This is a genomic window from Tabrizicola sp. (assembly GCF_022842145.1).
Lineage (GTDB): Bacteria > Pseudomonadota > Alphaproteobacteria > Rhodobacterales > Rhodobacteraceae > Tabrizicola.
Genome location: NZ_JALHQD010000005.1, coordinates 200,946 through 222,226, shown reverse-complemented (window position 1 = coordinate 222,226; position 21,281 = coordinate 200,946). Strand labels below are relative to the sequence as shown.

The 21,281-nt window shown below is 64.3% G+C and carries 23 protein-coding genes and 1 pseudogene; 19 read left to right on the top strand and 5 right to left on the bottom strand.

What is annotated here, in order from left to right; genetic code table 11:
- Positions 1-52 precede the first annotated feature (52 nt).
- From torT to Q0C42_RS13880, 7 genes are all read left to right on the top strand, one after another.
- The gene (gene torT / locus Q0C42_RS13910; protein WP_295076944.1) at positions 53-1,129 is read left to right on the top strand and encodes a TMAO reductase system periplasmic protein TorT; all 1,077 of its coding nucleotides are present in this window, start codon (positions 53-55) and stop codon (positions 1,127-1,129) included.
- A 206-nt stretch (positions 1,130-1,335) separates the two neighbouring features.
- Complete coding sequence (gene gfa, locus Q0C42_RS13905) at positions 1,336-1,911, top strand: S-(hydroxymethyl)glutathione synthase (protein ID WP_295076942.1); 576 nt, start codon at positions 1,336-1,338, stop codon at positions 1,909-1,911.
- Positions 1,912-2,008: 97 nt separating this feature from the next.
- On the top strand, positions 2,009-3,145 hold the full coding sequence (locus Q0C42_RS13900) for an S-(hydroxymethyl)glutathione dehydrogenase/class III alcohol dehydrogenase (protein WP_295077117.1): 1,137 nt from the start codon (positions 2,009-2,011) through the stop codon (positions 3,143-3,145).
- Positions 3,146-3,379: 234 nt separating this feature from the next.
- On the top strand, positions 3,380-5,182 hold the full coding sequence (gene xoxF5, locus Q0C42_RS13895; RefSeq protein WP_295076940.1) for a lanthanide-dependent methanol dehydrogenase XoxF5: 1,803 nt from the start codon (positions 3,380-3,382) through the stop codon (positions 5,180-5,182).
- Between the two features lie 74 nt (positions 5,183-5,256).
- A complete protein-coding gene (locus Q0C42_RS13890) occupies positions 5,257-5,793 on the top strand; it encodes a c-type cytochrome, methanol metabolism-related (protein WP_295076937.1) in 537 nt (178 codons plus the stop codon).
- A gap of 25 nt (positions 5,794-5,818) precedes the next feature.
- A complete protein-coding gene (locus tag Q0C42_RS13885) occupies positions 5,819-6,607 on the top strand; it encodes a substrate-binding domain-containing protein (protein WP_295076934.1) in 789 nt (262 codons plus the stop codon).
- The gene (locus Q0C42_RS13880; RefSeq protein WP_295076931.1) at positions 6,604-7,146 is read left to right on the top strand and encodes a PQQ-dependent catabolism-associated CXXCW motif protein; all 543 of its coding nucleotides are present in this window, start codon (positions 6,604-6,606) and stop codon (positions 7,144-7,146) included. The genes Q0C42_RS13885 and Q0C42_RS13880 overlap by 4 nt, the downstream gene beginning before the upstream one ends.
- A 5-nt stretch (positions 7,147-7,151) precedes the next feature.
- Here the strand turns inward: Q0C42_RS13880 and Q0C42_RS13875 are convergent, their stop codons facing one another.
- Complete coding sequence (locus Q0C42_RS13875) at positions 7,152-7,655, bottom strand: DUF3280 domain-containing protein (protein WP_295076928.1); 504 nt, start codon at positions 7,653-7,655, stop codon at positions 7,152-7,154.
- 130 nt (positions 7,656-7,785) lie between these two features.
- Between Q0C42_RS13875 and Q0C42_RS13870 the strand changes: the two genes are divergently transcribed.
- Genes Q0C42_RS13870 through Q0C42_RS13850 form a run of 5 tightly spaced genes read left to right on the top strand, consistent with a single transcriptional unit; the run spans position 7,786 to position 12,069 of the window.
- Positions 7,786-8,961: an ABC transporter substrate-binding protein gene (locus tag Q0C42_RS13870; protein WP_295076926.1), complete on the top strand. Its 1,176-nt coding sequence runs from the start codon at positions 7,786-7,788 to the stop codon at positions 8,959-8,961.
- Positions 8,962-8,969: 8 nt separating this feature from the next.
- A complete protein-coding gene (locus Q0C42_RS13865; protein WP_295076923.1) occupies positions 8,970-9,926 on the top strand; it encodes a YVTN family beta-propeller repeat protein in 957 nt (318 codons plus the stop codon).
- A 12-nt stretch (positions 9,927-9,938) separates the two neighbouring features.
- Positions 9,939-10,664: an ATP-binding cassette domain-containing protein gene (locus Q0C42_RS13860; RefSeq protein WP_295076920.1), complete on the top strand. Its 726-nt coding sequence runs from the start codon at positions 9,939-9,941 to the stop codon at positions 10,662-10,664.
- Entirely contained in the window at positions 10,661-11,476 is an 816-nt protein-coding gene (locus Q0C42_RS13855; RefSeq protein WP_295076917.1) for an ABC transporter permease, read from the top strand. The genes Q0C42_RS13860 and Q0C42_RS13855 overlap by 4 nt, the downstream gene beginning before the upstream one ends.
- The gene (locus tag Q0C42_RS13850) at positions 11,473-12,069 is read left to right on the top strand and encodes a hypothetical protein (protein ID WP_295076915.1); all 597 of its coding nucleotides are present in this window, start codon (positions 11,473-11,475) and stop codon (positions 12,067-12,069) included. Before Q0C42_RS13855 ends, Q0C42_RS13850 begins: the two co-directional genes overlap by 4 nt.
- A 2-nt stretch (positions 12,070-12,071) precedes the next feature.
- On the opposite strand, the gene Q0C42_RS13845 is transcribed toward Q0C42_RS13850, so the two are convergent.
- Positions 12,072-13,118: a quinoprotein relay system zinc metallohydrolase 2 gene (locus Q0C42_RS13845; protein WP_295076912.1), complete on the bottom strand. Its 1,047-nt coding sequence runs from the start codon at positions 13,116-13,118 to the stop codon at positions 12,072-12,074.
- A gap of 113 nt (positions 13,119-13,231) precedes the next feature.
- Here Q0C42_RS13845 and Q0C42_RS13840 point away from each other — a divergent pair, with 113 nt between their 5' ends.
- Positions 13,232-14,032 (top strand): quinoprotein dehydrogenase-associated SoxYZ-like carrier, encoded by an 801-nt coding sequence (locus Q0C42_RS13840; RefSeq protein ID WP_295076909.1) that lies wholly within the window; start codon positions 13,232-13,234, stop codon positions 14,030-14,032.
- Here Q0C42_RS13840 and Q0C42_RS13835 read toward each other — a convergent pair.
- Genes Q0C42_RS13835 through Q0C42_RS13825 form a run of 3 tightly spaced genes read right to left on the bottom strand, consistent with a single transcriptional unit; the run spans position 14,029 to position 16,343 of the window.
- Positions 14,029-14,616 (bottom strand): ABC transporter ATP-binding protein, encoded by a 588-nt coding sequence (locus Q0C42_RS13835; protein ID WP_295076906.1) that lies wholly within the window; start codon positions 14,614-14,616, stop codon positions 14,029-14,031. The two genes, Q0C42_RS13840 and Q0C42_RS13835, sit on opposite strands and share 4 nt — an antisense overlap.
- The gene (locus Q0C42_RS13830; protein ID WP_295076903.1) at positions 14,606-15,340 is read right to left on the bottom strand and encodes an ABC transporter permease; all 735 of its coding nucleotides are present in this window, start codon (positions 15,338-15,340) and stop codon (positions 14,606-14,608) included. The genes Q0C42_RS13835 and Q0C42_RS13830 overlap by 11 nt, the downstream gene beginning before the upstream one ends.
- 37 nt (positions 15,341-15,377) lie before the next feature.
- Positions 15,378-16,343 carry an ABC transporter substrate-binding protein gene (locus Q0C42_RS13825; RefSeq protein WP_295076901.1) on the bottom strand — a complete coding sequence of 322 codons (966 nt, stop codon included), beginning with the start codon at positions 16,341-16,343 and terminating at the stop codon, positions 15,378-15,380.
- Between the two features lie 204 nt (positions 16,344-16,547).
- Here Q0C42_RS13825 and Q0C42_RS13820 point away from each other — a divergent pair, with 204 nt between their 5' ends.
- The 6 genes and pseudogenes from Q0C42_RS13820 to Q0C42_RS13795 form a co-directional block, all read left to right on the top strand.
- A complete protein-coding gene (locus Q0C42_RS13820; protein ID WP_295076898.1) occupies positions 16,548-17,258 on the top strand; it encodes a response regulator transcription factor in 711 nt (236 codons plus the stop codon).
- 25 nt (positions 17,259-17,283) lie between these two features.
- The gene (locus Q0C42_RS13815; RefSeq protein ID WP_295076895.1) at positions 17,284-18,429 is read left to right on the top strand and encodes an FIST N-terminal domain-containing protein; all 1,146 of its coding nucleotides are present in this window, start codon (positions 17,284-17,286) and stop codon (positions 18,427-18,429) included.
- Positions 18,430-19,791 (top strand): hybrid sensor histidine kinase/response regulator, encoded by a 1,362-nt coding sequence (locus Q0C42_RS13810; protein ID WP_295076892.1) that lies wholly within the window; start codon positions 18,430-18,432, stop codon positions 19,789-19,791.
- Complete coding sequence (locus tag Q0C42_RS13805; protein ID WP_295076888.1) at positions 19,788-20,438, top strand: hypothetical protein; 651 nt, start codon at positions 19,788-19,790, stop codon at positions 20,436-20,438. Before Q0C42_RS13810 ends, Q0C42_RS13805 begins: the two co-directional genes overlap by 4 nt.
- Positions 20,435-20,770 (top strand): hypothetical protein, encoded by a 336-nt coding sequence (locus Q0C42_RS13800; RefSeq protein ID WP_295076885.1) that lies wholly within the window; start codon positions 20,435-20,437, stop codon positions 20,768-20,770. The genes Q0C42_RS13805 and Q0C42_RS13800 overlap by 4 nt, the downstream gene beginning before the upstream one ends.
- 330 nt (positions 20,771-21,100) lie before the next feature.
- Positions 21,101-21,199: pseudogene (locus Q0C42_RS13795) on the top strand (hypothetical protein); the annotation flags it as partial.
- Positions 21,200-21,281 lie beyond the last annotated feature (82 nt).

Genomic DNA, 21,281 nt, shown 5'->3' with positions numbered 1-21,281 from the left:
CCCAGGGTTTGCGGGTCCAAGCTATCACCGAATCCGCGAAAGAGGAGACGCGATGCGCAAGGCCGTTTCGGCGGCGGTTCTGCTGGCGGGCCTTGCGGGCCAGGCCGGTGCCGAGGTGTGGAAGCTGGAAGCCCGCGCCGTGCCCTTCGACGACAGCAGCGCCGCAGTGCCGTTGACCTACACGCCGCTCACCCGCGCCGCCCGACCCTGGCGCTTTTGCGTCCTTTATCCGCATCTGAAGGATGCCTACTGGCTGTCGGTCAACTATGGCATGGTCGAGGAAGCACGCCGCCTAGGGGTCTCCTTCGATGTTTTCGAGGCCGGGGGTTACCCCAACCTCTCGCGACAGATCGAACAGCTGAAAGGTTGTGCCAGCCAGGAGTTCGACGGAGTCATCCTGGGGGCCGTCTCCTATGCCGGGCTGACTGCCGATGTCGAGCGGATCGCCCGGCTCAAGCCGGTCATTGCCGCAGTCAACGACATCGATGACAGCGGAATCACCGCAAAGGCCAGCGTGCCCTGGACCGAGATGGGGGCGGCTGCGGGGCGTTTTCTGGCCAGTCGCCACCCCAAGGGCAGTGCGCCGGTCCGCGTCGCCTGGTTTCCAGGACCACAGGGCGCGGGCTGGGTGACCTTTGTCGACGCGGGCTTCCGCGCGGCGCTGGCGGAAAGCTCGGCGGAGATCGTGATGATCCGCTTCGGCGACACCGGAACCGAAGAGCAGGTCCTGCTGGTCGAGGAGGTGCTCGAGGCGATGCCCGACATCGACTACCTGGTCGGAAGCGGCCCGATGGCCGAGGCAGCGGTCCCGATCCTGCGTGCAAGGGGGCTGGAGAGCAAGGTCGAGGTGGTCTCGACCTATCTCAGCCATGCCGTGTACCGGGGCGTCGTCCGGGGGCGGATCCTGGCTGCGCCAACCGACTCGCCAGTCCTGCAGGGGCGGCTTTCCATCGAGCTGGCAGTCCGCGCGCTGGAAGATCGCCTGACGACCTACCATGCGGGTCCACCTGTCTGGACCGTGACAGCCGCCACTGCCGGCGTCGATGTGATCGAGGGTTCGCTCGCGCCGGCCAGTTTCGTGCCGGTCTTTTCTCAGGAAGCGAATCCGGCCCCCAACGGAACCCCTTGAGGACCAGGCCAAAGAGGTCCAGCTGGCTGTAGCGGCACCGTCGCTCCCTCCCGGTGTGACGTCCCTCGGAGGTCGCTAGGGAGCGCGTGCGCGATCACCTGGCAATCGGTACCGAAGCCAGGCCTTCGCCATCCTTTTGGTTGAATTGCGGACTATTCGTATCGATGCCACGCTGTTCCTCACAGAAAACCAGGGGAGGCGCGAAAATGGCGACGGTCAGTATCCACCCGGCGGTGGACAATGGTGTCAAACCCGGCAGATCCGGATTTTCCGGCGGAACGCTGACGTGCAACTGCGCTTCGGACCCGGTGGAAGTCGAGATTTCCTCGGATTGCCTGCACAATCACGTTTGTGGCTGCACCAAGTGCTGGAAGCCCGAGGGGGCGATCTTCTCGATGGTTTCCGTCGTGCCATCCGACAAGGTCAAGGTGACGCGGAATGAGGGCAAACTGAAGGTTGTCGATCCGTCGGCGCTGATTCAGCGGCACGCCTGCACCGGTTGCGGCGTGCACCTGCATGGCCCGGTCACGCGTGAGAACCACCCGTTCACCGGCCTGAGTTTCATCCACACCGAGCTTTCGGGCGAGGAAGGTTGGGCGGCCCCCACATTTGCGGCCTTCGTGTCGTCGGTGATCGAAAGCGGCACCCGGCCCGAGGCGATGGACGGCATCCGTGCCCGGCTGAACGAACTGGGCCTGCCGCCCTATGACGCGCTGTCGCCTGCGCTGATGGATTACATCGCCAGTTTCACCGCAAAGGCCAGCGGCGTCCTGAAAGACTAGGCCAGGTCGGCCACGACCTGCACTTCGGCGGTGGGGCGGTGACGCCCTTCCGCGCCCCGTCCGCATGGCCGGGATTGACACCTGGGAGGAATATCAGATGCGCACCCGTGCCGCCGTTGCCGTCGCCGCAGGCCAGCCGTTGCAGGTCATGGAGGTCAATCTCGACGACCCCAGGGAAGGCGAGGTCCTGATCGAGATCAAGGCCACCGGCATCTGCCACACCGACGAATTCACCCTGTCGGGCGCGGACCCGGAAGGCATCTTCCCCTCGATCCTGGGCCACGAAGGCGCGGGCGTGGTGGTGAAATGCGGCCCCGGCGTCAAGTCGCTGAAACCCGGCGACCACGTCATCCCGCTTTACACCCCCGAATGCCGCGAATGCCCGTCCTGCCTGTCGCGCAAGACCAACCTCTGCACCGCGATCCGCGCCACGCAGGGCCAGGGCCTGATGCCGGACGGCACCACCCGGTTCTCCATGCTCGATGGCACGCCGATCTACCATTACATGGGCTGCTCGACCTTCGCCCAGCACACCGTCATGCCGGAAATCGCGCTGGCCAAGGTCCGCGACGACGCCCCCTTCGACAAGATCTGCTACATCGGCTGCGGGGTCACCACCGGCATCGGGGCGGTCCTGAACACCGCGCAGGTCGAGATCGGGGCCAAGGCCGTGGTCTTTGGTCTGGGCGGCATCGGCCTCAATGTGATCCAGGGCCTGAAGATGGCCGGGGCCGACATGATCATCGGTGTCGACCTGAACAACGACAAGAAGGCCTGGGGCGAGAAGTTCGGGATGACCCACTTCGTCAACCCCAAGGAATTGCCCGAGGGCACTTCGGTCGTCCAGGCGATCGTCGACCTGACGAAAACGTCTTTCGACAAGATCGGCGGCGCGGACTACTCGTTCGACTGCACCGGCAACGTCAAGGTGATGCGCGACGCGCTGGAATGCACCCACCGCGGCTGGGGCCAGTCGATCATCATCGGCGTGGCACCCGCCGGGGCCGTGATCGAAACGCGGCCCTTCCAGCTGGTCACCGGCCGGGTCTGGAAAGGCACCGCTTTCGGCGGCGCGCGGGGCCGCACCGACGTGCCAAAGATCGTCGACTGGTACATGGACGGCAAGATCGAGATCGACAGCATGATCACCCACATCCTGCCCCTGGAGCGCATCAACGAAGGCTTCGACCTGATGCACGCGGGCACCAGCATCCGGGCGGTGGTTGTGTACTAGCGCAAGCTGGCCGCGCCACAAAAACCGTGGCGTGGCCATACTTTAGGTTGAGAACTCGGGGGCGAAGGTTGACCGGTGGAGGAACGGGCAACCTAATGAAATGAGGAAAATGGAAGCGGCAGTTCAATGCCGCTCGTCGTGAAGACAGCGAGCCAGAAACCCTCTGGCTCGACCGTTCCCGGTTTGCCGTTGAACATCAGTCGGCCGACCAAACTGGCCATCGGAGGAGGCACCATGAAGACCTTAGGCACCTTGTCCATCGCGCTTGCGCTGGGGATGTCCGTTTCGGCATCCGCCAACGAGAGCGTGACGGAAGCAATCGGCAATGCAAAGCAATGGGCAATCCAGACCGGGGACTATGCTAACACCCGGTACTCGGAGCTGGCCCAGATCACCAAGGACAACGTGAAGGATCTGAAGGTCGCCTGGACCTTCTCGACCGGCGTGCTGCGCGGGCACGAGGGCTCGCCCCTTGTGGTCGGCGACATCATGTATGTCCACACGCCGTTCCCCAACGTGGTCTACGCGCTGGACCTGGCGAATGAAGGCAAGATCCTGTGGCGCTATGAGCCGAAGCAGAACCCGGATGTGATCGCGGTGATGTGCTGCGACACGGTGTACCGGGGCCTCGCCTATGCCGACGGCAAGGTTTTCCTGCATCAGGCCGACACCACGCTGGTGGCACTGGATGCCAAGACTGGCGAGACGAAGTGGTCGGTGGTCAACGGCGATCCGACCAAGGGCGAGACCAACACAGCCACCGTGCTGCCGGTCAAGGACAAGCTGATCGTCGGCATCTCGGGTGGCGAGTTCGGCGTCCAGGGCCATGTCACGGCCTACAACATCGAGACGGGCGAGCAGCTGTGGCGGGCCTATTCGGTCGGCCCGGACGATCAACTGATGGTCGATCCGGAGAAGACCACCCATCTGGGCAAGCCGATCGGCAAGGACAGCTCGATCAGCACCTGGGAGGGCGATCAGTGGAAGATCGGCGGTGGCACGACCTGGGGCTGGTATGCCTATGACCCCGACCTGAACCTGATCTACTACGGCACCGGCAACCCTTCGACCTGGAACCCGAAGCAGCGTCCCGGCGACAACAAGTGGTCGATGACCATCTTCGCACGTGACGCCGATACCGGCATGGCGAAATGGGTCTATCAGATGACCCCGCATGACGAGTGGGACTTTGACGGGGTCAACGAGATGATCCTGACCGACCAGGACTTCAACGGCCAGCCGCGCAAGCTTCTGACCCACTTCGACCGCAACGGCATCAGCTATACGATGGACCGCGAAACGGGCGAGCTTCTGGTGGCCGAGAAGTATGATCCCGCAGTGAACTGGACCACGGGTGTCGACATGGACCCGGCCTCGCCCACCTACGGTCGTCCGGCGGTGGTCAAGGAGTATTCGACCGAACAGACTGGCGAAGACACCAACACGATGGGCGTTTGCCCAGCGGCGCTTGGGACCAAGGATCAGCAGCCGGCGGCTTACAGCCCGAAGACCAATCTGTTCTACGTGCCGACCAACCACGTCTGCATGGACTATGAGCCGTTCAAGGTCAGCTACGCCGCAGGTCAGCCCTATGTCGGGGCCACGCTGTCGATGTACCCGGCTCCGAACAGCCACGGCGGGATGGGCAACTTCATCGCCTGGGACAACGTCAAGGGCGAGATCAAGTGGTCGCTGCCCGAGCAGTTCTCGGTCTGGTCGGGTGCTTTGGCGACCGCAGGGGACGTCGTCTTCTACGGCACGCTGGAGGGCTATCTGAAGGCCATCGATGCCGCGACGGGCGAGGAGCTTTACAAGTTCAAGACCCCGTCCGGTATCATCGGCAACGTGATGACCTATGAGCAGGGCGGCAAGCAGTACATCGCCGTCCTCTCGGGCGTCGGCGGCTGGGCCGGGATCGGTCTGGCGGCTGGTCTGACCAACCCGAACGAAGGGCTTGGCGCGGTGGGCGGCTATGCGGCGCTGTCCGATTACACCGCACTGGGCGGCCAGCTTACCGTGTTCGAACTGTCGGACTGACACATACCAAACTGACCGGGCCGCCATGCTTCGACCGGGGCATGGCGGCCCCCGCGTTTCGTGCGATGCGAAAGATGAAGGATAACCGCAACATGCCGAAGACCAATCTTTTCAGTGCCATCGGAGTGATCGCCCTGGTCGCGCTGCCACTGCAGGCGCAGGAGACCGACCCGAACCTGGTGGCCGACCATGAGGAAAACGGGCGCTGGATGACGGCAGAGGGGATTCCGACCTACAAGATCGAGGAGGATGGCACGGTCGATTGGGCCACCTTCTCGGGGTTCCGGCGCTACCACGCGGAATGCCATGTCTGCCACGGACCGGATGGCGAGGGGTCGACCTACGCGCCCGCGCTGAAGAGGTCCGCGGTGGTGATGGATTACTATGATTTCTACACCGTGGTGGCCGAGGGCCGCCAGAAGGTGGGCGGTGGCCAGAATTCGGTCATGCCGTCCTTTGGAACCAACCCGAATGTCATGTGCTACCTGGACGACATCTACACCTATCTCAAGGCCCGCGGGACGGATGCGGTTCCCCGCGGCCGTCCGGCCAAGCGAGCGGAAAAGAGCGAGGAGGTCGCGGCCAATGAAGAGTCCTGCATGGACAGCTAAGGTCTGGCCTGTCGTCTTGAGCCTGATGCTTTCCGCAGGGGCAGTGTCGGCACAGACGGCGGACCTGGTATCTTCCACTGCCTTCCGGGTTTGTGCCGATCCCGCCAACCTGCCGCTCTCGGGCCGCGAAACCAAGGGATTCGAGAACGAGATCGCCGAACTTCTGGCCGAACGCCTGGACCGGCCGCTGGAGACCACGTGGTTTCCGATGGGGCCCGGCTTCATCCGCAAGACGCTGCGCGCCGGGGTGTGCGACGTGGTCATCGGCTATGCGCAGGGCGATGAGCTGGTGCAGAACACCAATCATTACTACACCTCGGTCTATGTCCTGGTGACGCGGAGCGACGATGCGCTGGCCAAGGTCGAGACCTTGACCGACCCCGCGTTGCAGGGCCGCCGGATCGGCATCGTGGCGGGAACGCCTCCGGCCTCGCACGTGGCGCAGCATGGGCTGATGGCGCTGGCAAAGCCCTATCCGCTGATCGTGGACCGGCGGGTGCAGGACCCGGCGGGCGACATGCTGGCCGATCTGCAATCGGGCGCAATCGACGCGGCCATCCTGTGGGGGCCGATTGGCGGACCTTTGGCCAAGGGCAACCCGGCTCTGACGGTCACTCCCCTTTTGCAGGAAACAGCCAGCCCCAAGCTGTTCTACCGGATCACGATGGGCGTGCGCCCCAGCGACCAGGACTGGAAGCGCGAGTTGAACTCGCTTATCCGCCGCAACCAGGCCGAGATCGTGGCGATCCTGACCAAGGCGGGTGTGCCCCTGGTGAATGACCAGGGGACCGCATTGCAGGAGGCTGCGCCGTGAAGCTTTGGCTGGTCCTGGCGCTTGCGCTTGCGGGACCTGCCCTTGGTCAGGTCCCGCCCGAGCCGGAGGGCTATCGCGGACCGCCCTATGCGGCCCCGGTTCCCGACACCTTGGCCGGGGCGACGGTGGTGGACAACCAGGCCGCGGCGGCCTTGCACCGCGACGGCAAGGCGGTCTTCATCGACGTGATGCCGCGTGACGTCAAACCAGCGGACCTGCCCGAGGGTACGATCTGGCGCGACAAGCCGCGTGACAGCATTCCGGGTTCGATCTGGTTGCCGAACACCGGGTTCCAGTCGCTGTCACCGGAAGAGGAAGCCTATCTGCGCGCCGGGCTGGAGCAAGCGACCAAAGGCAACCGAGATCAGGCCATCGTCGTCTTCTGCCGAGCGGACTGCTGGATGTCCTGGAACGTCGCCAAGCGGGCCTTGGAGTTGGGCTATACGCAGGTGATCTGGTATCCGGAGGGGCCCGAGGGTTGGGTGACGCTGCCTGGAAACCCGCCTTTGGTGCGGGTGGAGCCGTTCCAGGCAGGCTGACGCGGCTAGCGTTGCCGGAAGATGATATTGCGCAAAAGGTAGCTGAACCCGCGCCTCCAAGTTTCATCCGTGTTGCCACGAATGTCCACGGTTCCGGCCCGCAGCGTCTGCCCGCTTTCCGCATCGCGCAAGTTGAGTTCAAGGCTGAGGATGAGGTTGGAGATCTTCCGCACCTCGCCGGTCAGCGCATAATCCGCCCCAAGCTCGGCCGCCATGGCGGTGTCGCAGCCATTGCAGTCCGTGGGGTTGGTGATCGTCTCAAGCCGCTTGGCCACCGGGTCAATCGGGACGAGCTCGAACCCACGGGCGACCATGTCCTCGGCGACCAACGCGCTGGCCATCTTGGTGCGGGTCGATTCATCCGGGCGGACGCCGTTCATGGCACCCTCGGTGGACATGTCGATAAAGCGCAAGCCGAAGAAGGCGACCCTACCCGGAGTGGGCGGCTCTTGCGCGGGGACCGGGTTGGCCCAGAGAAGCAGGGCCAGGGATGCGACGGCGGCTTTCATGGCAGCAGGATGCGAGCCGGACCCGGGTCCCGCAATCCGTCGGAAGGATGAATTCGGGGGGAACTCTCAACCTTTTGGTTGAATTGACGCTTCCCGCGCCGCTGTGGCCCAATCAACCGAGGAGTGGCCTATGCAGTTCATTGCAGCGATCAGCCTGGTGGGGCTTCTGGCACCAGCCTTGGCGGAGGCCGACACCCTGATCAGGGCCGCCGTCCTGCGGGTGGATGTGGCAGGGCTACCGCCCATCTCGCGGCTGGACCTGGCGCCCGCCGACCTGGGCCTCGCGGGTGCGCGACTTGGGACCGAGGACAATGCCACCACCGGCAGCTTCATGGGCCAGATTTTCGAGACCGCCGACTTCGTGGCGACACCTGACACTGCGGCCGCCGCTTTGGAGGAAGCCTTGGCCGGGGGTGCGGGGTTCGTCGTCATCCTGGCCGACGACGCCACCACGCTGGCCTTGACCGATCTGGCCGGGGATCGGGCGCTGATCTTGAACGCTGGCGCACGGGGTGACGGGTTGCGCGGCGCGGACTGTCGGGGAAACGTGGTCCATGTGGCCCCAAGCCACGCGATGCTCGCCGATGCCTTGGCGCAGTTCCTGGCGTGGAAGAAGTGGGACAGCTGGTTTCTGGTCGCTGGCAGCCATCCGGCTGACGTCGACCTTGCCCAGGCGTTCCGCACCGCGGCCACGAAGTTCGGGGCCGAGATCGTCGAGGAACGGGTCTATGAGGACACCGGCGGCGCGCGGCGCACCGATACCGGGCATGTCCAGGTGCAAAAACAGATGCCGGTCTTCACGCAGGGCGCGGAGGATCATGACATCCTGATTGCCGCGGACGAGGCGGGGATCTTCGCCGAATACCTGCCGTTCCAGACCTGGGACGCACGGCCTGTCGCGGGTTCCGCTGGCCTCGTGCCACGCACCTGGCACCCGGCGCTGGAGGCCTGGGGTGCCACGCAGTTCCAGAACCGGTTCGAGGCGATGGCCGGCCGCCCGATGCGCGAAGAGGATTATCAGGCCTGGCTTGCCATCCGCATCGTTGGCGAGGCGGCGACACGCACGCAATCGGGCGACCCCGCGAATTTGCGCGAGCACATCCTGTCACCGGAGTTCGAGGTCGCGGGCTTCAAGGGCCAGAAGCTGACGATCCGCGACTGGGACCATCAGCTGCGTCAGCCGATCCTGCTGACGACCGGAGCGCTGACCGTAACCGTCTCGCCGCAAGATGCGTTCCTGCACCAGGTGTCGCAGCTTGACACGCTTGGGAGGGACCGTCCCGAAACCGAATGTTCCTTCCCATGAGGTCCCCCATGCGTCTTGCCGCCCTGTCCCTTGTCCTGCTGGCCCATCCCGCGCTGGCCAACAAGGTCTACATCACCAACGAGAAGGGCAACGACATCACCGTTCTGGAAAGCGAGACGCTGGAGGTGATCGCCACCTTCCCGGCGGGAAACCGACCGCGGGGGATCACGATCTCGCCCGATGGGAAAGAGCTGTATGTCTGCGCCTCGGACGACGACACGGTGCGGGTATTCGAGACCGAGACCTATACCGAGACGCATACCCTGCCGTCCGGCCCGGACCCGGAGCTGTTCGTGCTGCATCCCAGCGGCAATCCGCTTTACATCGCGAATGAGGACGACAACCTGGTCACCATCGTGGACGTGCAGTCGCACCGGATGCTGGCCGAAGTCCCTGTGGGGGTGGAGCCGGAGGGGATGGCGATCTCGCCCGATGGGGCTTTTGTGGTCAACACCTCCGAGACGACCAACATGGCGCACTTCATCGACACGGCGACGTCGCAGATCGTGGCGAACGTTTTGGTGGACCAGCGCCCGCGCTACGCGCAGTTCACCTCGGACGGCAAGCTTCTGTTCGTCACGGCCGAGATCGGCGGGACCGTTGCGGTGATCGACGTGGCGACGAAGGAGGTGGTCCACAAGATCGGCTTCGAGATCCCCGGTGTCCTGCCCGAGGCGATCCAGCCAGTGGGGCTGAAGATCACGCAGGATGGTTCCAGGATCTTCGTGGCGCTGGGGCCGGCGAACCGGGTGGCGGTCATCGATGGGACGACATTCGAGGTGCTGGACTACCTTCTGGTCGGTCAGCGGGTCTGGCAGCTGGCCTTCACGCCGGACGAAAGCCTTCTCTTCACCACTAACGGCAATTCCAACGACGTCTCGGTGATCGACGTGGCGGCGGGGGAGGTCATCCGCTCGGTTCCCGTCGGCCAGCAACCCTGGGGCATCGTTGTGGGTCCTGATTGAACGGAGAGCGGCATGGAGGAGAGCCCGGCTCTGGAGATCACGGGGGTAAGCCACGCCTTCGGCAAGGTCGTGGCGCTTCGGGACGTTGACCTTGTGGTGCCGCGCGGGCGGTTTGTGGCTTTGCTGGGGGTGAACGGGGCCGGGAAGACGACGCTTTTCTCGCTGATCACCCGGCTTTACGACAACACCAGCGGCGTGATCCGGGTCGCGGGGCATGACCTGCGCCGCGTTCCGGGCAAGGCCCTGGCCCGGCTGGGGGTGGTGTTCCAGACCCGCGCCTTGGACAGCGACCTGACGGTCATGCAGAACCTGGCCTACCACGCAGCGTTGCACGGCATCGGTCGGGCGATGGCCCATACCCTCATTGCCGAGGTGCTGGTGCAGGTCGATCTGGCCGACAGGGCCGGAATGAAGGTCGCGGCTTTGTCGGGCGGCCAGCAGCGCCGGGCCGAGATCGCGCGGGCTCTGATCAACCGCCCGGACCTTTTGCTCTTGGACGAGGCGACCACCGGGCTGGACGTCCGTTCACGCCGCGAGGTGCTGGCCTTGGTCCGTGGGCTGACGGGGAACGGGGTCTCGGTCCTTTGGGCCACGCATATCCTGGACGAGATCGGGGCGGAGGATGATGTCTACATTCTCCACCAAGGCGCGGTGCTGGCGCATGGAATCGCCCGCGACATGGCGGGGTCCGAAGGGCTGACGCGCGCCTTCCTGACGCTGACGGGGGCAGAGGCATGACTGGTGGCTGGCGCGCCTGGACCATCGTCTTCCGCGGCATCGTCTGGCGCGAGGCTTTGCGCTTCGTCAACCAGCGCGGGCGGTTCGTCGCGGCGCTGGTGCGGCCCCTGGTCTGGCTTTTCATCTTCGCGGCAGGCTTTCGGGCCGTGTTGGGTCTGTCCATCACGCCGCCCTACCAGACCTACGTGCTTTACGAGGTCTACGTAACCCCCGGTCTTTGCGCGATGATCCAGCTTTTCAACGGGATGCAGTCCTCGCTGTCGATGGTCTACGACCGGGAAACCGGGGCGATGCGGACGCTGCTGGTCAGCCCCGCGCCGCGCTGGTTCCTGCTTCTGTCAAAGCTCATGGCGGGGGTCTTCGTGTCGATCCTGCAGGTCTACACCTTCCTGTTGATCGCCTGGGCCTGGGATGTAAGACCGCCCGCCCTTGGCTATCTGGCCGTGCTGCCTGCGCTGGTCCTGTCGGGGTTGATGCTTGGGGCGCTGGGGCTGTTCGTGTCCTCCACCATCCGGCAGCTCGAGAACTTTGCGGGGGTGATGAACTTCCTGATCTTCCCGATGTTCTTTGCCTCGTCGGCACTTTACCCCCTTTGGCGGATGAAGGAATCCAGCGAGCTTCTCTACTGGATATGTGCGGTGAACCCCTTCACCCATGCGGTCGAGCTGATCCGCTTTGCGCTGTATCTGCAGTTCGATCCAACCTCGTTTCTGGTCACGGCCGGGGGCTTTGCCGCGTTCTTCGCGGCGGCGGTCTACATGTACGATCCTGCAAAGGGCCTGTGGGGCCGACGGAAAGGAACAGGGGCATGAAAAGCATTTTCATTTTCGCCGTCATACTGGCTTTACCCGTAGTTGCCCTGGCCGGCGGGTCAGGCGATCCGACCTGGCCCTGTATCCAGCCAAAGCAGCCGCATCTGTCGGTTGGGCAGCTTTGGTCCGGCCCGCCACCGGACGCAGCGGTCGAGATACTTGCTCAGCGGGCGGACATCGCAGCGCTGGCCCAGGTGCTGGAACAGCGGCGCTTGCCGATGGAGGAAGCCGAGGTTCAGATCGCAGCCTTTGCCAAGGAAGCCAGTGCGCAAGAGTTGACGGCGCTGTTCGTCGCGGTGTTCGACCGGATCGACGCCTATCGCACCCGCATCATGGCCGGAGTCGAACGCTATGCCGAAAAGCAGCTCACGCTCAGCGCCCAGATCGAGGCGCGGCGGGCCGAGATGGCGCGGCTGTCGGCGGCCTTGGACCCCGACTTTGACAAGATGGATGCCGAGGAGGAACGGCTGGACTGGGACGTCCGCATCTTCACCGACCGGCAGGCCCAACTGACCTATGTCTGCGAAACACCGGTGATACTGGAGCAGCGGGCATTTGCGCTGGGCCGCGCCATCGCGGCGCATCTGCCCTAGGCCTACTCCCACTCCAGTTCCTTGAAGGCGGCGATGGCGTTGCGGGCGTTGATTTCTTCAAAGCCCTGCCAGTTCCCGCGCTGGTCGGTGCCGACATGGGTTGCCGCCGTGCTCATCGCCTCGCCCGCCCGGATGGCGGCGCGGGTCTGGTCGGCCAGCGCAACCAGATAGGTGCGCAGGGGGGCGGTGCCTTCCGTCCAGCCCAGCGAGACCGGACCGTGGCCCGGCACGATCCGCTGCGGCACGGGGTCGGGCGGAAGCTCCAACCAGTCGAGCCAGCCGGTCAACGAGCCATCGACAGAGGGCGTCAGACCGGCAAAAACCAGGTCACCCGTGAACAAAGTGCCGCTTTCCAGGTGGTACACCGTCAGATCATTGTCGGTATGCGCGGTCGCCACTGGATGAAGCAGCAGCGTCGCGCCGCCCAGGGCGATCTCCTCCTGCGCCGCGACGGTCCGGTCCGGCGGGATGGCTTGGGTTCCGATCATCGCCAACGCTCCGGCCTGGCGCGGGATGCTCTCGGCCCAGACCTCGGCCCGCCGCTCCAGTCCCGAGGGCAGGTTGCGGTGACCGATAATTTGCGCCCCGGCCTCGGCAAAGACCTCGGCACCGTAGATGTGGTCGGGGTGCATGTGGGTCAGGATCACATGGCTGATCGGCTTGTCCGTCAGATCGCGGATTGCGGCGTAAAGCCCTTCGCCAATCGCACGGCTGCCGCCCGGGTCGATCACGGCCACCGTATCACCGATGATCACGCCAGGGTTCGCGATATCCCCGCCGTTGGCAATCGAGACAGGCTCGGACCGACCGATGTGGACAAAGACGCCCGGCGCGACATCGGTCATCTCCAGGCGGGGCAGGTCTTCGGTCGGGCGGCAATTCCAGTCGCCGGTCGTCAGGTTGGGATGGAGGGCAGCCCATTCGGCAATGCGGGCCTTGGCACCTTCGGTGCAGGCGGCTTCCGTCGACGGCTCGGGGGTGGGCAGCAGGCGCTCGGTGCAGACCGAGGGGTCGGATGCAAGGCAGGCGGTGACGACCAGATGGAACATGAGGGAACCTCCCGTCCCGCAGTCTAGCGGATCGGCGCACTGTGGGGGATCAACCGAAAGTATGACTCGTTTGCATGCAGGATTCGTGCGGTAGTGGATGCGGAGGAAGCGTCATGTCGCACGTCTTTCGGGCCGCCCTGACCGCGATCATGCTCTGCCCTGCGCCAGCACTGGCGCAGGACAACCCGCTGGTCGACAGCACCGCCTGGGAAGAGCTGAAAGAGCTGGTTCCCGATGGAGACACCGCCACCGAGAACTCCGACATTCTGCTATTGGACGCGCCCACCCGCGCGATGGACCCTGCCTTTGTCCCGGTCCATTTGACCCAGCCGCCCGGTGCCCCGGCGATCCGGGCGCTGACGGTGGTGATCGACGAGAACCCCGCGCCAGTGGCGGCCGAGATCACGCTGGGCCCCGCCATGCTGCCGCTGGACATGGAACTGCGGCTACGCGTCAACGCCTATTCGAACATCCGCGCCATTGCCGTGACCGACACGGCCAGCGTGCTGGCTGGGCGCTACGTGAAGGCGAGCGGCGGCTGCGCGGCACCAGCCTCGAAAGACCTGGAAGCGCTGCAGGCCGAAATGGGCCAGATGCGGTTCCAGATCCTGTCCTCGGAGCCGGAAGGCACGAAGGTGCGCCATACCGCCAAGCTGATGCTGCGGCATCCGAACACCACCGGCTTTCAGCGCGATCAGGTGACGCTGCTGAACATCCCGGCGCATTTCGTTGATGTGCTGGAGGTGCGGCAGGGGGATGACCTTCTGTTCAAGGTCACGGCAGGCATCTCGATTTCCGAGGACCCGGTCTACCAGTTCCGCTTTCTGGATAACGGAGCCGAGAGGATCACCGTCCATGCCGAGGACACCGACGGCAACGTCTTTGACCAAAGCTTTCCCATGACCGGGCTTTAGGCGTTCAGCGTGGCCGGGCTGCCGGACAGGGTCAGCGCCCGCGCTTTAAGGCGGGTCGCCTCGGCCGGGTCGTGCGTCACGAAGATCAGCGATACTTCGGAGCGGTCCAGCAGGGCAGCGGTCAGATCCAGCATCCGCCCGGCGGTTCCGGCATCCAGCGAGGCGAAGGGTTCGTCCATCAAAAGCGTGGTGGGGGAGGGCGCGAATGCCCGCGCCAGCGCAAGCCGTCTTTGCTGCCCAAGGGAAAGCTGGCGCGGGTATAGTGCGTCCTTTCCGCCAAGGCCGACCTCGGCCATCAAGCCGCGCGCGACCTCGGGCGTTACCCCGGCAGGTAAGGTGATGTTCTCCAGCGCCGTGCGCCACGGCAGCAGCGTCGGTTCCTGAAAGACCACCGTGGTGCGACCCTCCTCGCTGACGGTCCCGTCAAAGTCGGCGTCCAGCCCCGCGACGATGCGCAGAAGGGTGGTCTTGCCGATCCCCGATGGCCCCAGGATCGCCACGCGTTGTCCCTGCGCCAGCGTCAGCCGGACCGGACCGAGGACCGGCCGACCGGCGAAGGACTTGGCCCTGATGTCAATGTCCATCCTGCCTCCACCGCCCGGCATGACGTTCCAAGGGCCGCAGGATCAGGTATTCGATCACCAGCATGACGAGGATGAAGGCGAATGCATAGGCCAGGATATGTGCCACCCGAAACATCGAGAAGTTGAGATGGATCTGGAAACCGACGCCACTGGAGCGGCCCAGGAATTCCACTACCAGCACGATCTTCCAGATCAGCGACAACCCCGCCCGCGCAGCCCCGGCGATGTAGGGGGCCATCTGCGGCAGGACGACATGACGGAGACGTGCACCGGTCGGCATACGGAAGATAAGGGCCATGTCATCGAGGTCGGGGCGAAGCGCGCGGGAACCCTCGCGTACCATGACGGTAACGAGGGGGACCTTGTTGATGACGACGGCGGCGACGGCGGCGACCTCGTTCAACCCGATCCAGATGTAGCACAGGACGGTGACCACCAGCGCGGGCATGTTGACCAGGATCACCAGCCAGGGATTCAGCCAGCGGTCCGTCCTGCCGCTGCGCCCGAGGACGAGGCCAAGCGCGACGCCGATCCCCATCGCCACGACGAAGGCGGCGACCACGCGGAGGAGGGTGATGCCAGTGTTCGTCAGAAGGCGGCCGGACGCCGCCTCATCCACCAGTACGGTCCAGACGCGCAGTGGGCCGGGCATCGTGGCGGGCTCGGCCACGATCGCTGCGACGACCGCCCAGAGACCGAGGAAGGCGGCAAGCGAAAGGACCACCGGAAGGCTTCCGGAGGCGCGCCCGAATGGCTCTGGGCTAGTCACCTTTGTAGAACACGCCTTCGGGCAGTTCCTTGACCTGGCCCAGCAGTTCCTCTCCGCCAAGCTCGACCATCAGGGCAAAGACCTTGGCGGCGTTGGCCTCGTCGACCGGAGCGTCGGCGGGAACCCCCTGCCGCCAGCCCTCGCGGAGGGCCGCATACTCGGCGTCATCCTCGGCGTTCATGATCGGACGCAGGCGTTGCCAGGCCGCCTCGTCGGTCAGCAGCAGTTCCTTGGCCGCGCGTGAGGCCCGCTTCAACGCAGCGGCGAGTTCGGGCTTTTCCTGCACCAGCTGTTCATCCATGACATAGCCCAAAAGCGGCGTCGCCGGGTCCAGGCCCAAGGCTGTGGCGGCCTCGGCCACGGTGATCAGCTCCCGCATGCCGTGGACCTTCATCTTGGCCAGGAAGTTCCAGAAGTTGATCACCCCGTCGACCTCGCCCGAGAGACCTGCCTCGTAGATCATCGGTGGGGCACCAAAGACCTGTTCCGTGACGGTCGCCAGATCCTCGCCGGTTTCCTGCCGGGCATAGGCGCGCAGGATCAGCCAGCTTTTGTCCACCGGTCCGCCGGCGATACCGATCTTCTTGCCCTTCAGGTCCGCCAGCGTCTGCGCCGGGCTGTCCTGGGGTACCAGAAGCGCACCTACGGCGGTGGAGAACGGGATGAAGACGTAATTCTTGCCCTCGGCCCGCTGCTGCGCGACCCACAGCCAGTCGGAGACGATCGCATCGACCTCGCCCCCGGCCAGGGCGATCTGGGTGGCGGGATTGCCCGCCAGTTCCGTGATCTTCAGATCGAAGCCTTCCGCCTTGTCCAATCCGTAGTGCTGAATTGTGTCCAATTCCCACCGCACCGTGCCCGAGGCGAGGGTGCCGATCGTCAATTCTTCCGCCAAGGCGGGAGTTGAGGCCAAAACAGCCACAAGCGCCGCAGCGCCCAAGCGGAAGCGGTCAAGCATCGTAATACTCCTGATTTTCTCAACCATGCCACTTCGGACGCCCTCCGTAAATCAACCCAAAGGATGAGATACCTGCCGGAAAAAACCTGACATGATCAGGTCGGGAGAACTTCGAGGGACAACCGGAAGCTGAGGAACCAGGGCGCTGGACGAGCGTTCATTTCTGAAGCCGCGCAGGATCCAGACGCGGCAAGGGAGGAGACCATGCGGCACCAGATTGTGGTCGAGGCATGCGGTTCGGCGCCCGGCGTCATGATGAAGGTCGATGACCTGCTGATCGTGGACGACCATCCCCTCATGTGTGAAGCGCTGACTGTGACCCTGCGCGTCGCCTTCGGCTTGCGGCAGGCGCAGTGCGAACGGAACCTAGCTTCGGCAATCCAGAGATTGAAGTATGGCAAGCTGCCCGATGCGATCCTACTGGACCTGAACTTGCCCGATGCCAAGGGATCCGAGGGTATGGTGACGCTGGCCCGCGTGGCCGCCGGCGTCCCCATCGCGGTGATTTCCGCCAACGAGGACCCAGCGATGATCAGCGCGGTGATGGCCGCGGGCGCGCAGGGCTATATCAGCAAGTCGCTGAGCCGCGAGGCGATGTGTGCGGCACTTCGCCGGGTCTGGTCGGGCGAGAAGGTGACGCCAGAAGGTTATGACCCGGACGACGCCCCGCAGCATCTGGCGCTGCCCGACATGGAAGAGATCGCGCATCGCTTCGCATCTCTTACCCACCAGCAGTCCCGGATCCTGCGCCAGATCTGCCTGGGCAAGGCCAACAAGGAAATCTCTTACGCGCTGAACATTTCGGAGGCGACGGTAAAGACCCACATCGCGGCAATCATGGGCAAGATCGGAGTGCGGCGCCGGACCCAGGTCGTGCTGCTCGCCAAGGCGATCAAGCTGTACGACAGCGACTGACCACATGAAGGGGGCCGGGAAAACGGTGAGGGAGTATCCCGCTTCGCACATTACGGCTCCGGTTCAGGCAACGATCCACATGGGCGATGTGGCCTCGGCGGCGGCTGGCCTGCTTTCGGTCCTCAAGCCGGCCGATCCGGACCTGGTCCTGATCTTCGCCTCGCCCAGTGCCATGCTTCCCGTCTTGGCGGCGGATCTTCGCAAGGGATTGCCCGCCGACACCCGGATCGTTGGCTGCTCCTCGGCGGGGGAATTGTCTGGCGAGGGCTATTGCAATGGCACGGCGGTTGCGATCGGCTTTCCCGCGCAGAGCTTCCGGTCCGAAGTGCTGGTATTGGACGAGCTGTCTCGCCTGCCAGTCTCGCGCTGGATGACAGGACTGCGCGACATGCTGGCGCGTTTCAAGCCTGACCCGGGTCGCCGGCTTTTCGGGGTTCTGCTGGTCGACGGGTCTTCGCAGCAGGAAGAAGTGCTGGTGGCGACGCTCGACGCCGCCCTTCCGCACGTCATGGTCATGGGCGGCTCAGCCGGGGACGATCTGGACTTTTCGCAGACCTTTGTGATCGCTGATCAGGCCGTGTTGCGCGATGTTGCGATCTTCTGCCTGATCGAGACAGACCTCGACGTGCGCGACCTGATCTTCGACCACTTCCGCGCCACCGAAACCCGGATGATCGTCACCCGCGCCAATCCGGCCGAACGTCTTTTGCTGGAGATCAACGCCGAACCTGCGGCCGAGGAATACGCCCGCATCGTTGGCGTCCCGATCGCCGAGTTATCGCCGCTGGTCTTTGCCCGGCACCCCTTGCTGGTGAACATGGGGGGGCGATTTTTCGTCCGCGCGATCCGCCAGCAGACCGAAGAGGGCGGGCTTCTGCTGATGTCGTCGATCGATACTGGTGCGGTGATGTCGCTGGGTCTGGCCGAGGACCTGACCGAGGGCTTTGAGGCGATGCTGCGCGATCTTCCCGCCATTCCGTCGCTGATCCTGTCCTTCGACTGCATCCTGCGGCGGTTGGCGATGGAACATGCGGGGCTTGGCGGTGTTATCAAGGATATCTTCCACCGCTACAACATGGCCGGCTTCAACACCTACGGCGAACAGCATGGTGGCATGCACATGAACCAGACCTTCGTCGGTCTGGCCTTCCTGGACCCCGAGAGGCACTAGATGCTCCGAGACGGAGATGATCTGGAACGCCGGATCGAAAAGCTGGGACGCATCAACGCAGCTTTGATCGAACGGCTGGACCATTACGACAAGACGCGTGGGTCGGCCTGGTCGCTGTTCCAGGCGGCGCTGGCGCTTGAAAAGGAAGTGGCCGCGCGCAACCGCGACCTGGAACGCGCGCTGGCCGACCTGAGCCAGAAGAACCATGAACTTGCAGCCGCCCGACTGGCCGCCGAGGAAGCCAACCGGTCCAAGACGCGGTTCCTGCGGGCGGCCAGTCATGACCTTTTGCAGCCCCTCAGCGCGGCCCGGTTGTTCCTGTCCAACCTTGCGATGATGGAGCTTGGGATCGATCAGACCGATCTGGTCAAGCGCTTGGGCAACGCCTTCGAGTCCGTGGAAGAGCTGATCCGCGCCGTCCTAGACATCTCGCGCCTCGACTCGCAACGGATCGAGTTCAACCGCAAGGCAGTCAGCCTTGACGCGCTCTTTGATCGACTGCGCGTCGAGTTCGAGGCGCCCGCTGCCGCGCGTGGTCTGCGCTTGCGCTTTGTCCGCAGTTCCCTGGCCGTGGACAGCGACCCGGTGTTCTTGCGACGGATCGCGCAGAATCTGGTGTCAAATGCGATAAAGTACACCGAAGCTGGCGGCCTGCTGATTGGTGCACGCCGGCGCGGCGGGCAGGCCTGGCTGGAAGTCCACGATACCGGCATCGGCATTGCTGCCGAGGACCGTGACCAGATCTTTGCCGAATTTCATCGCCTGGGACAGGACGGTTCTGGCGAGCCTGGCATGGGTCTCGGCCTGTCCATCGTCAAGCGCGCCTGTGCAAAGCTTGGCCATCCGATCGAACTGGAGAGTGAACCGGGCCGCGGATCGCTTTTCCGCATCGGCCTTGAAATCGTGGCCCGGAATGCGTCGGTCCGGAAGACCGGCGCACGGCATCATCCCGACCGCAATCGGCTGCGGGGGTTGCAGGCCCTGATCGTCGAGGACAATGCCGCCATGCGACATGGATATGCCGTGACCCTGCGCAACAATTGGGGAATGCGCACTCATGTGGTCGATGGCACCGCCGGCGCACGCGCAGCAGTGACAGAGCTTGGGCTGCAACCGGACCTGATCCTGGCCGACTATCACCTGCGGGGCAGCGATACGGGACTGCGGACCATCACCGTCCTGCGTGACCTGAGCGGCGCGGAGATCCCGGCGGTCGTGGTCACGGCCCATCGCAACGCCGCAATGGTGCGAAGCTGCGCGCGCCACGGCATCCGGGTGCTGGAGAAGCCAATCCAGCCCGAGGACCTGCGCCACGCGCTGCTGCGGTTGGTTGAAGAGAGAACGGAAGGGGGCATTCCATGACCAGACTGCTTTGGATGATAGTGTCAGGTCTGATGCTTGTCGGGCCTGCAAACGCCGATGCCATAACGGACAGCCTCTTTGCCGAGGGGATCTTCTCGCCCTTGCCGCCCGGGGTGGAGATTGTTTACTCGCATGTCCGAAGCGGCCCCGCGGCACCGGATTTCCAGCCCGTGTCCCAGGAGAGCCTGGTGCTTTCCAAGCCCACAAATGGGGCGGCGCACCTGTCTCTGACACTCATTGCCGACAGCCGCAGCCGCAGTCTTGGGGATTTTTCGGCAGAGGGCGGAAATCCCGTTTTGTTGGTGTTTCTGGAATCTGTTGCCCGCAGCATGGCAACACTCACCGGTGGAAGCCCATTCTACATCCGAAACCGTATCAAGGATGCCCTGCGCACGGGTGGCGACCCAACCGACGCCAGCGAACCTTACGCCGGCAGCATGGTCGCCGCACAGGCATTCACCCTGCGCCCCTTTGAAGACGATCCCAATCGTGAGCGAATGGGCGAGTTTGCCGACCTGACGCTGCGGTTCGTGGTCGCGCCCTCGGTTCCTGGCCGCATCCTCAGCCTAAGCGCGGATACTCCCGATCCGGAGACTGGCTATCATGAGACGTTCAAATTGTCCGATCCGGGAAAGGGTAGCGAATGACCCGGGTCTTACATCTTGCGTCGGTCATCGTGCTGGCTTGCCCCCAGATCGCAGGGGCAAACGACTATCCTACCGAGGCGCGGGCAGGTTACGTGTTTGGTTGCATGGCGGTGAACGGTCAGACGCCCGAGGCGCTTCGCAAGTGTTCCTGCGCTATCGACGTGATTGCGACGATCCTGCCCTATGACGCCTACGTGGCGGCAGAAACCGTGCTGACCATGCGCCAGACTTCCGGCGAAAGGTCCACGCTCTTTCGCGATACCGCTCCGGCAAACGCCCAGGTCGCGGACTTGCGACGGGCGGAAGCAGAAGCCGAGATCATCTGCTTTTAGCTGCGGCGTCATTGTGGATTTTGGCGGACCCGGAGGCCGCCATTCTGCGTCGTATTCCGTTGCCTTCCGAAGCGACGAAGTGCCGAAATACTAGGGAAAACCAGAAATCTGATGCCATGGCGTGTTGCATGCTGTTGTAGTTCATCCTTTCCTGCGGCATCCTTTTCGAGGGGTGTTATAGCGGGAACGTGGAATGCCTAGAGTCGCCGCTGAACTAGGAGCCTTGGATGTGAAGCGTCTCGCTCACTCTAGCGGAAAAGGTAACCTTATGGTGCCGGTTGGCGGTGTTACCGGTCTGTACATGCAGCTCACCCCGACCGGAGCGAAATCATGGATTCTGCGGATGCTGATCGGCGGCTGCCGCCGGGAATCGGATTGGGCGGGTATCCCACTGTGACGCTCTCGCAAGCTCGCGACAAGGCCAGAGAGGCCCGTGACAGGGTAGAACGGGGGGTTGATCCGATTCAGGAGCGGAAAGCCGCAAAGGCGCGGCTGACTGAGGCCCGACGGG

Excerpts from the sequence above, each read along its gene's own strand:
- torT (WP_295076944.1), top strand. The coding sequence starts at position 53 with ATGCGCAAGGCCGTTTCGGCGGCGGTTCTGCTGGCGGGCCTTGCGGGC.
- gfa (WP_295076942.1), top strand. The coding sequence starts at position 1,336 with ATGGCGACGGTCAGTATCCACCCGGCGGTGGACAATGGTGTCAAACCC.
- Q0C42_RS13900 (WP_295077117.1), top strand. The coding sequence starts at position 2,009 with ATGCGCACCCGTGCCGCCGTTGCCGTCGCCGCAGGCCAGCCGTTGCAG.
- xoxF5 (WP_295076940.1), top strand. The coding sequence starts at position 3,380 with ATGAAGACCTTAGGCACCTTGTCCATCGCGCTTGCGCTGGGGATGTCC.
- Q0C42_RS13890 (WP_295076937.1), top strand. The coding sequence starts at position 5,257 with ATGAAGGATAACCGCAACATGCCGAAGACCAATCTTTTCAGTGCCATC.
- Q0C42_RS13885 (WP_295076934.1), top strand. The coding sequence starts at position 5,819 with ATGCTTTCCGCAGGGGCAGTGTCGGCACAGACGGCGGACCTGGTATCT.
- Q0C42_RS13875 (WP_295076928.1), bottom strand. The coding sequence starts at position 7,655 with ATGAAAGCCGCCGTCGCATCCCTGGCCCTGCTTCTCTGGGCCAACCCG.
- Q0C42_RS13870 (WP_295076926.1), top strand. The coding sequence starts at position 7,786 with ATGCAGTTCATTGCAGCGATCAGCCTGGTGGGGCTTCTGGCACCAGCC.
- Q0C42_RS13865 (WP_295076923.1), top strand. The coding sequence starts at position 8,970 with ATGCGTCTTGCCGCCCTGTCCCTTGTCCTGCTGGCCCATCCCGCGCTG.
- Q0C42_RS13860 (WP_295076920.1), top strand. The coding sequence starts at position 9,939 with ATGGAGGAGAGCCCGGCTCTGGAGATCACGGGGGTAAGCCACGCCTTC.
- Q0C42_RS13855 (WP_295076917.1), top strand. The coding sequence starts at position 10,661 with ATGACTGGTGGCTGGCGCGCCTGGACCATCGTCTTCCGCGGCATCGTC.
- Q0C42_RS13850 (WP_295076915.1), top strand. The coding sequence starts at position 11,473 with ATGAAAAGCATTTTCATTTTCGCCGTCATACTGGCTTTACCCGTAGTT.
- Q0C42_RS13845 (WP_295076912.1), bottom strand. The coding sequence starts at position 13,118 with ATGTTCCATCTGGTCGTCACCGCCTGCCTTGCATCCGACCCCTCGGTC.
- Q0C42_RS13840 (WP_295076909.1), top strand. The coding sequence starts at position 13,232 with ATGTCGCACGTCTTTCGGGCCGCCCTGACCGCGATCATGCTCTGCCCT.
- Q0C42_RS13835 (WP_295076906.1), bottom strand. The coding sequence starts at position 14,616 with ATGGACATTGACATCAGGGCCAAGTCCTTCGCCGGTCGGCCGGTCCTC.
- Q0C42_RS13825 (WP_295076901.1), bottom strand. The coding sequence starts at position 16,343 with ATGCTTGACCGCTTCCGCTTGGGCGCTGCGGCGCTTGTGGCTGTTTTG.
- Q0C42_RS13820 (WP_295076898.1), top strand. The coding sequence starts at position 16,548 with ATGCGGCACCAGATTGTGGTCGAGGCATGCGGTTCGGCGCCCGGCGTC.
- Q0C42_RS13810 (WP_295076892.1), top strand. The coding sequence starts at position 18,430 with ATGCTCCGAGACGGAGATGATCTGGAACGCCGGATCGAAAAGCTGGGA.
- Q0C42_RS13805 (WP_295076888.1), top strand. The coding sequence starts at position 19,788 with ATGACCAGACTGCTTTGGATGATAGTGTCAGGTCTGATGCTTGTCGGG.
- Q0C42_RS13800 (WP_295076885.1), top strand. The coding sequence starts at position 20,435 with ATGACCCGGGTCTTACATCTTGCGTCGGTCATCGTGCTGGCTTGCCCC.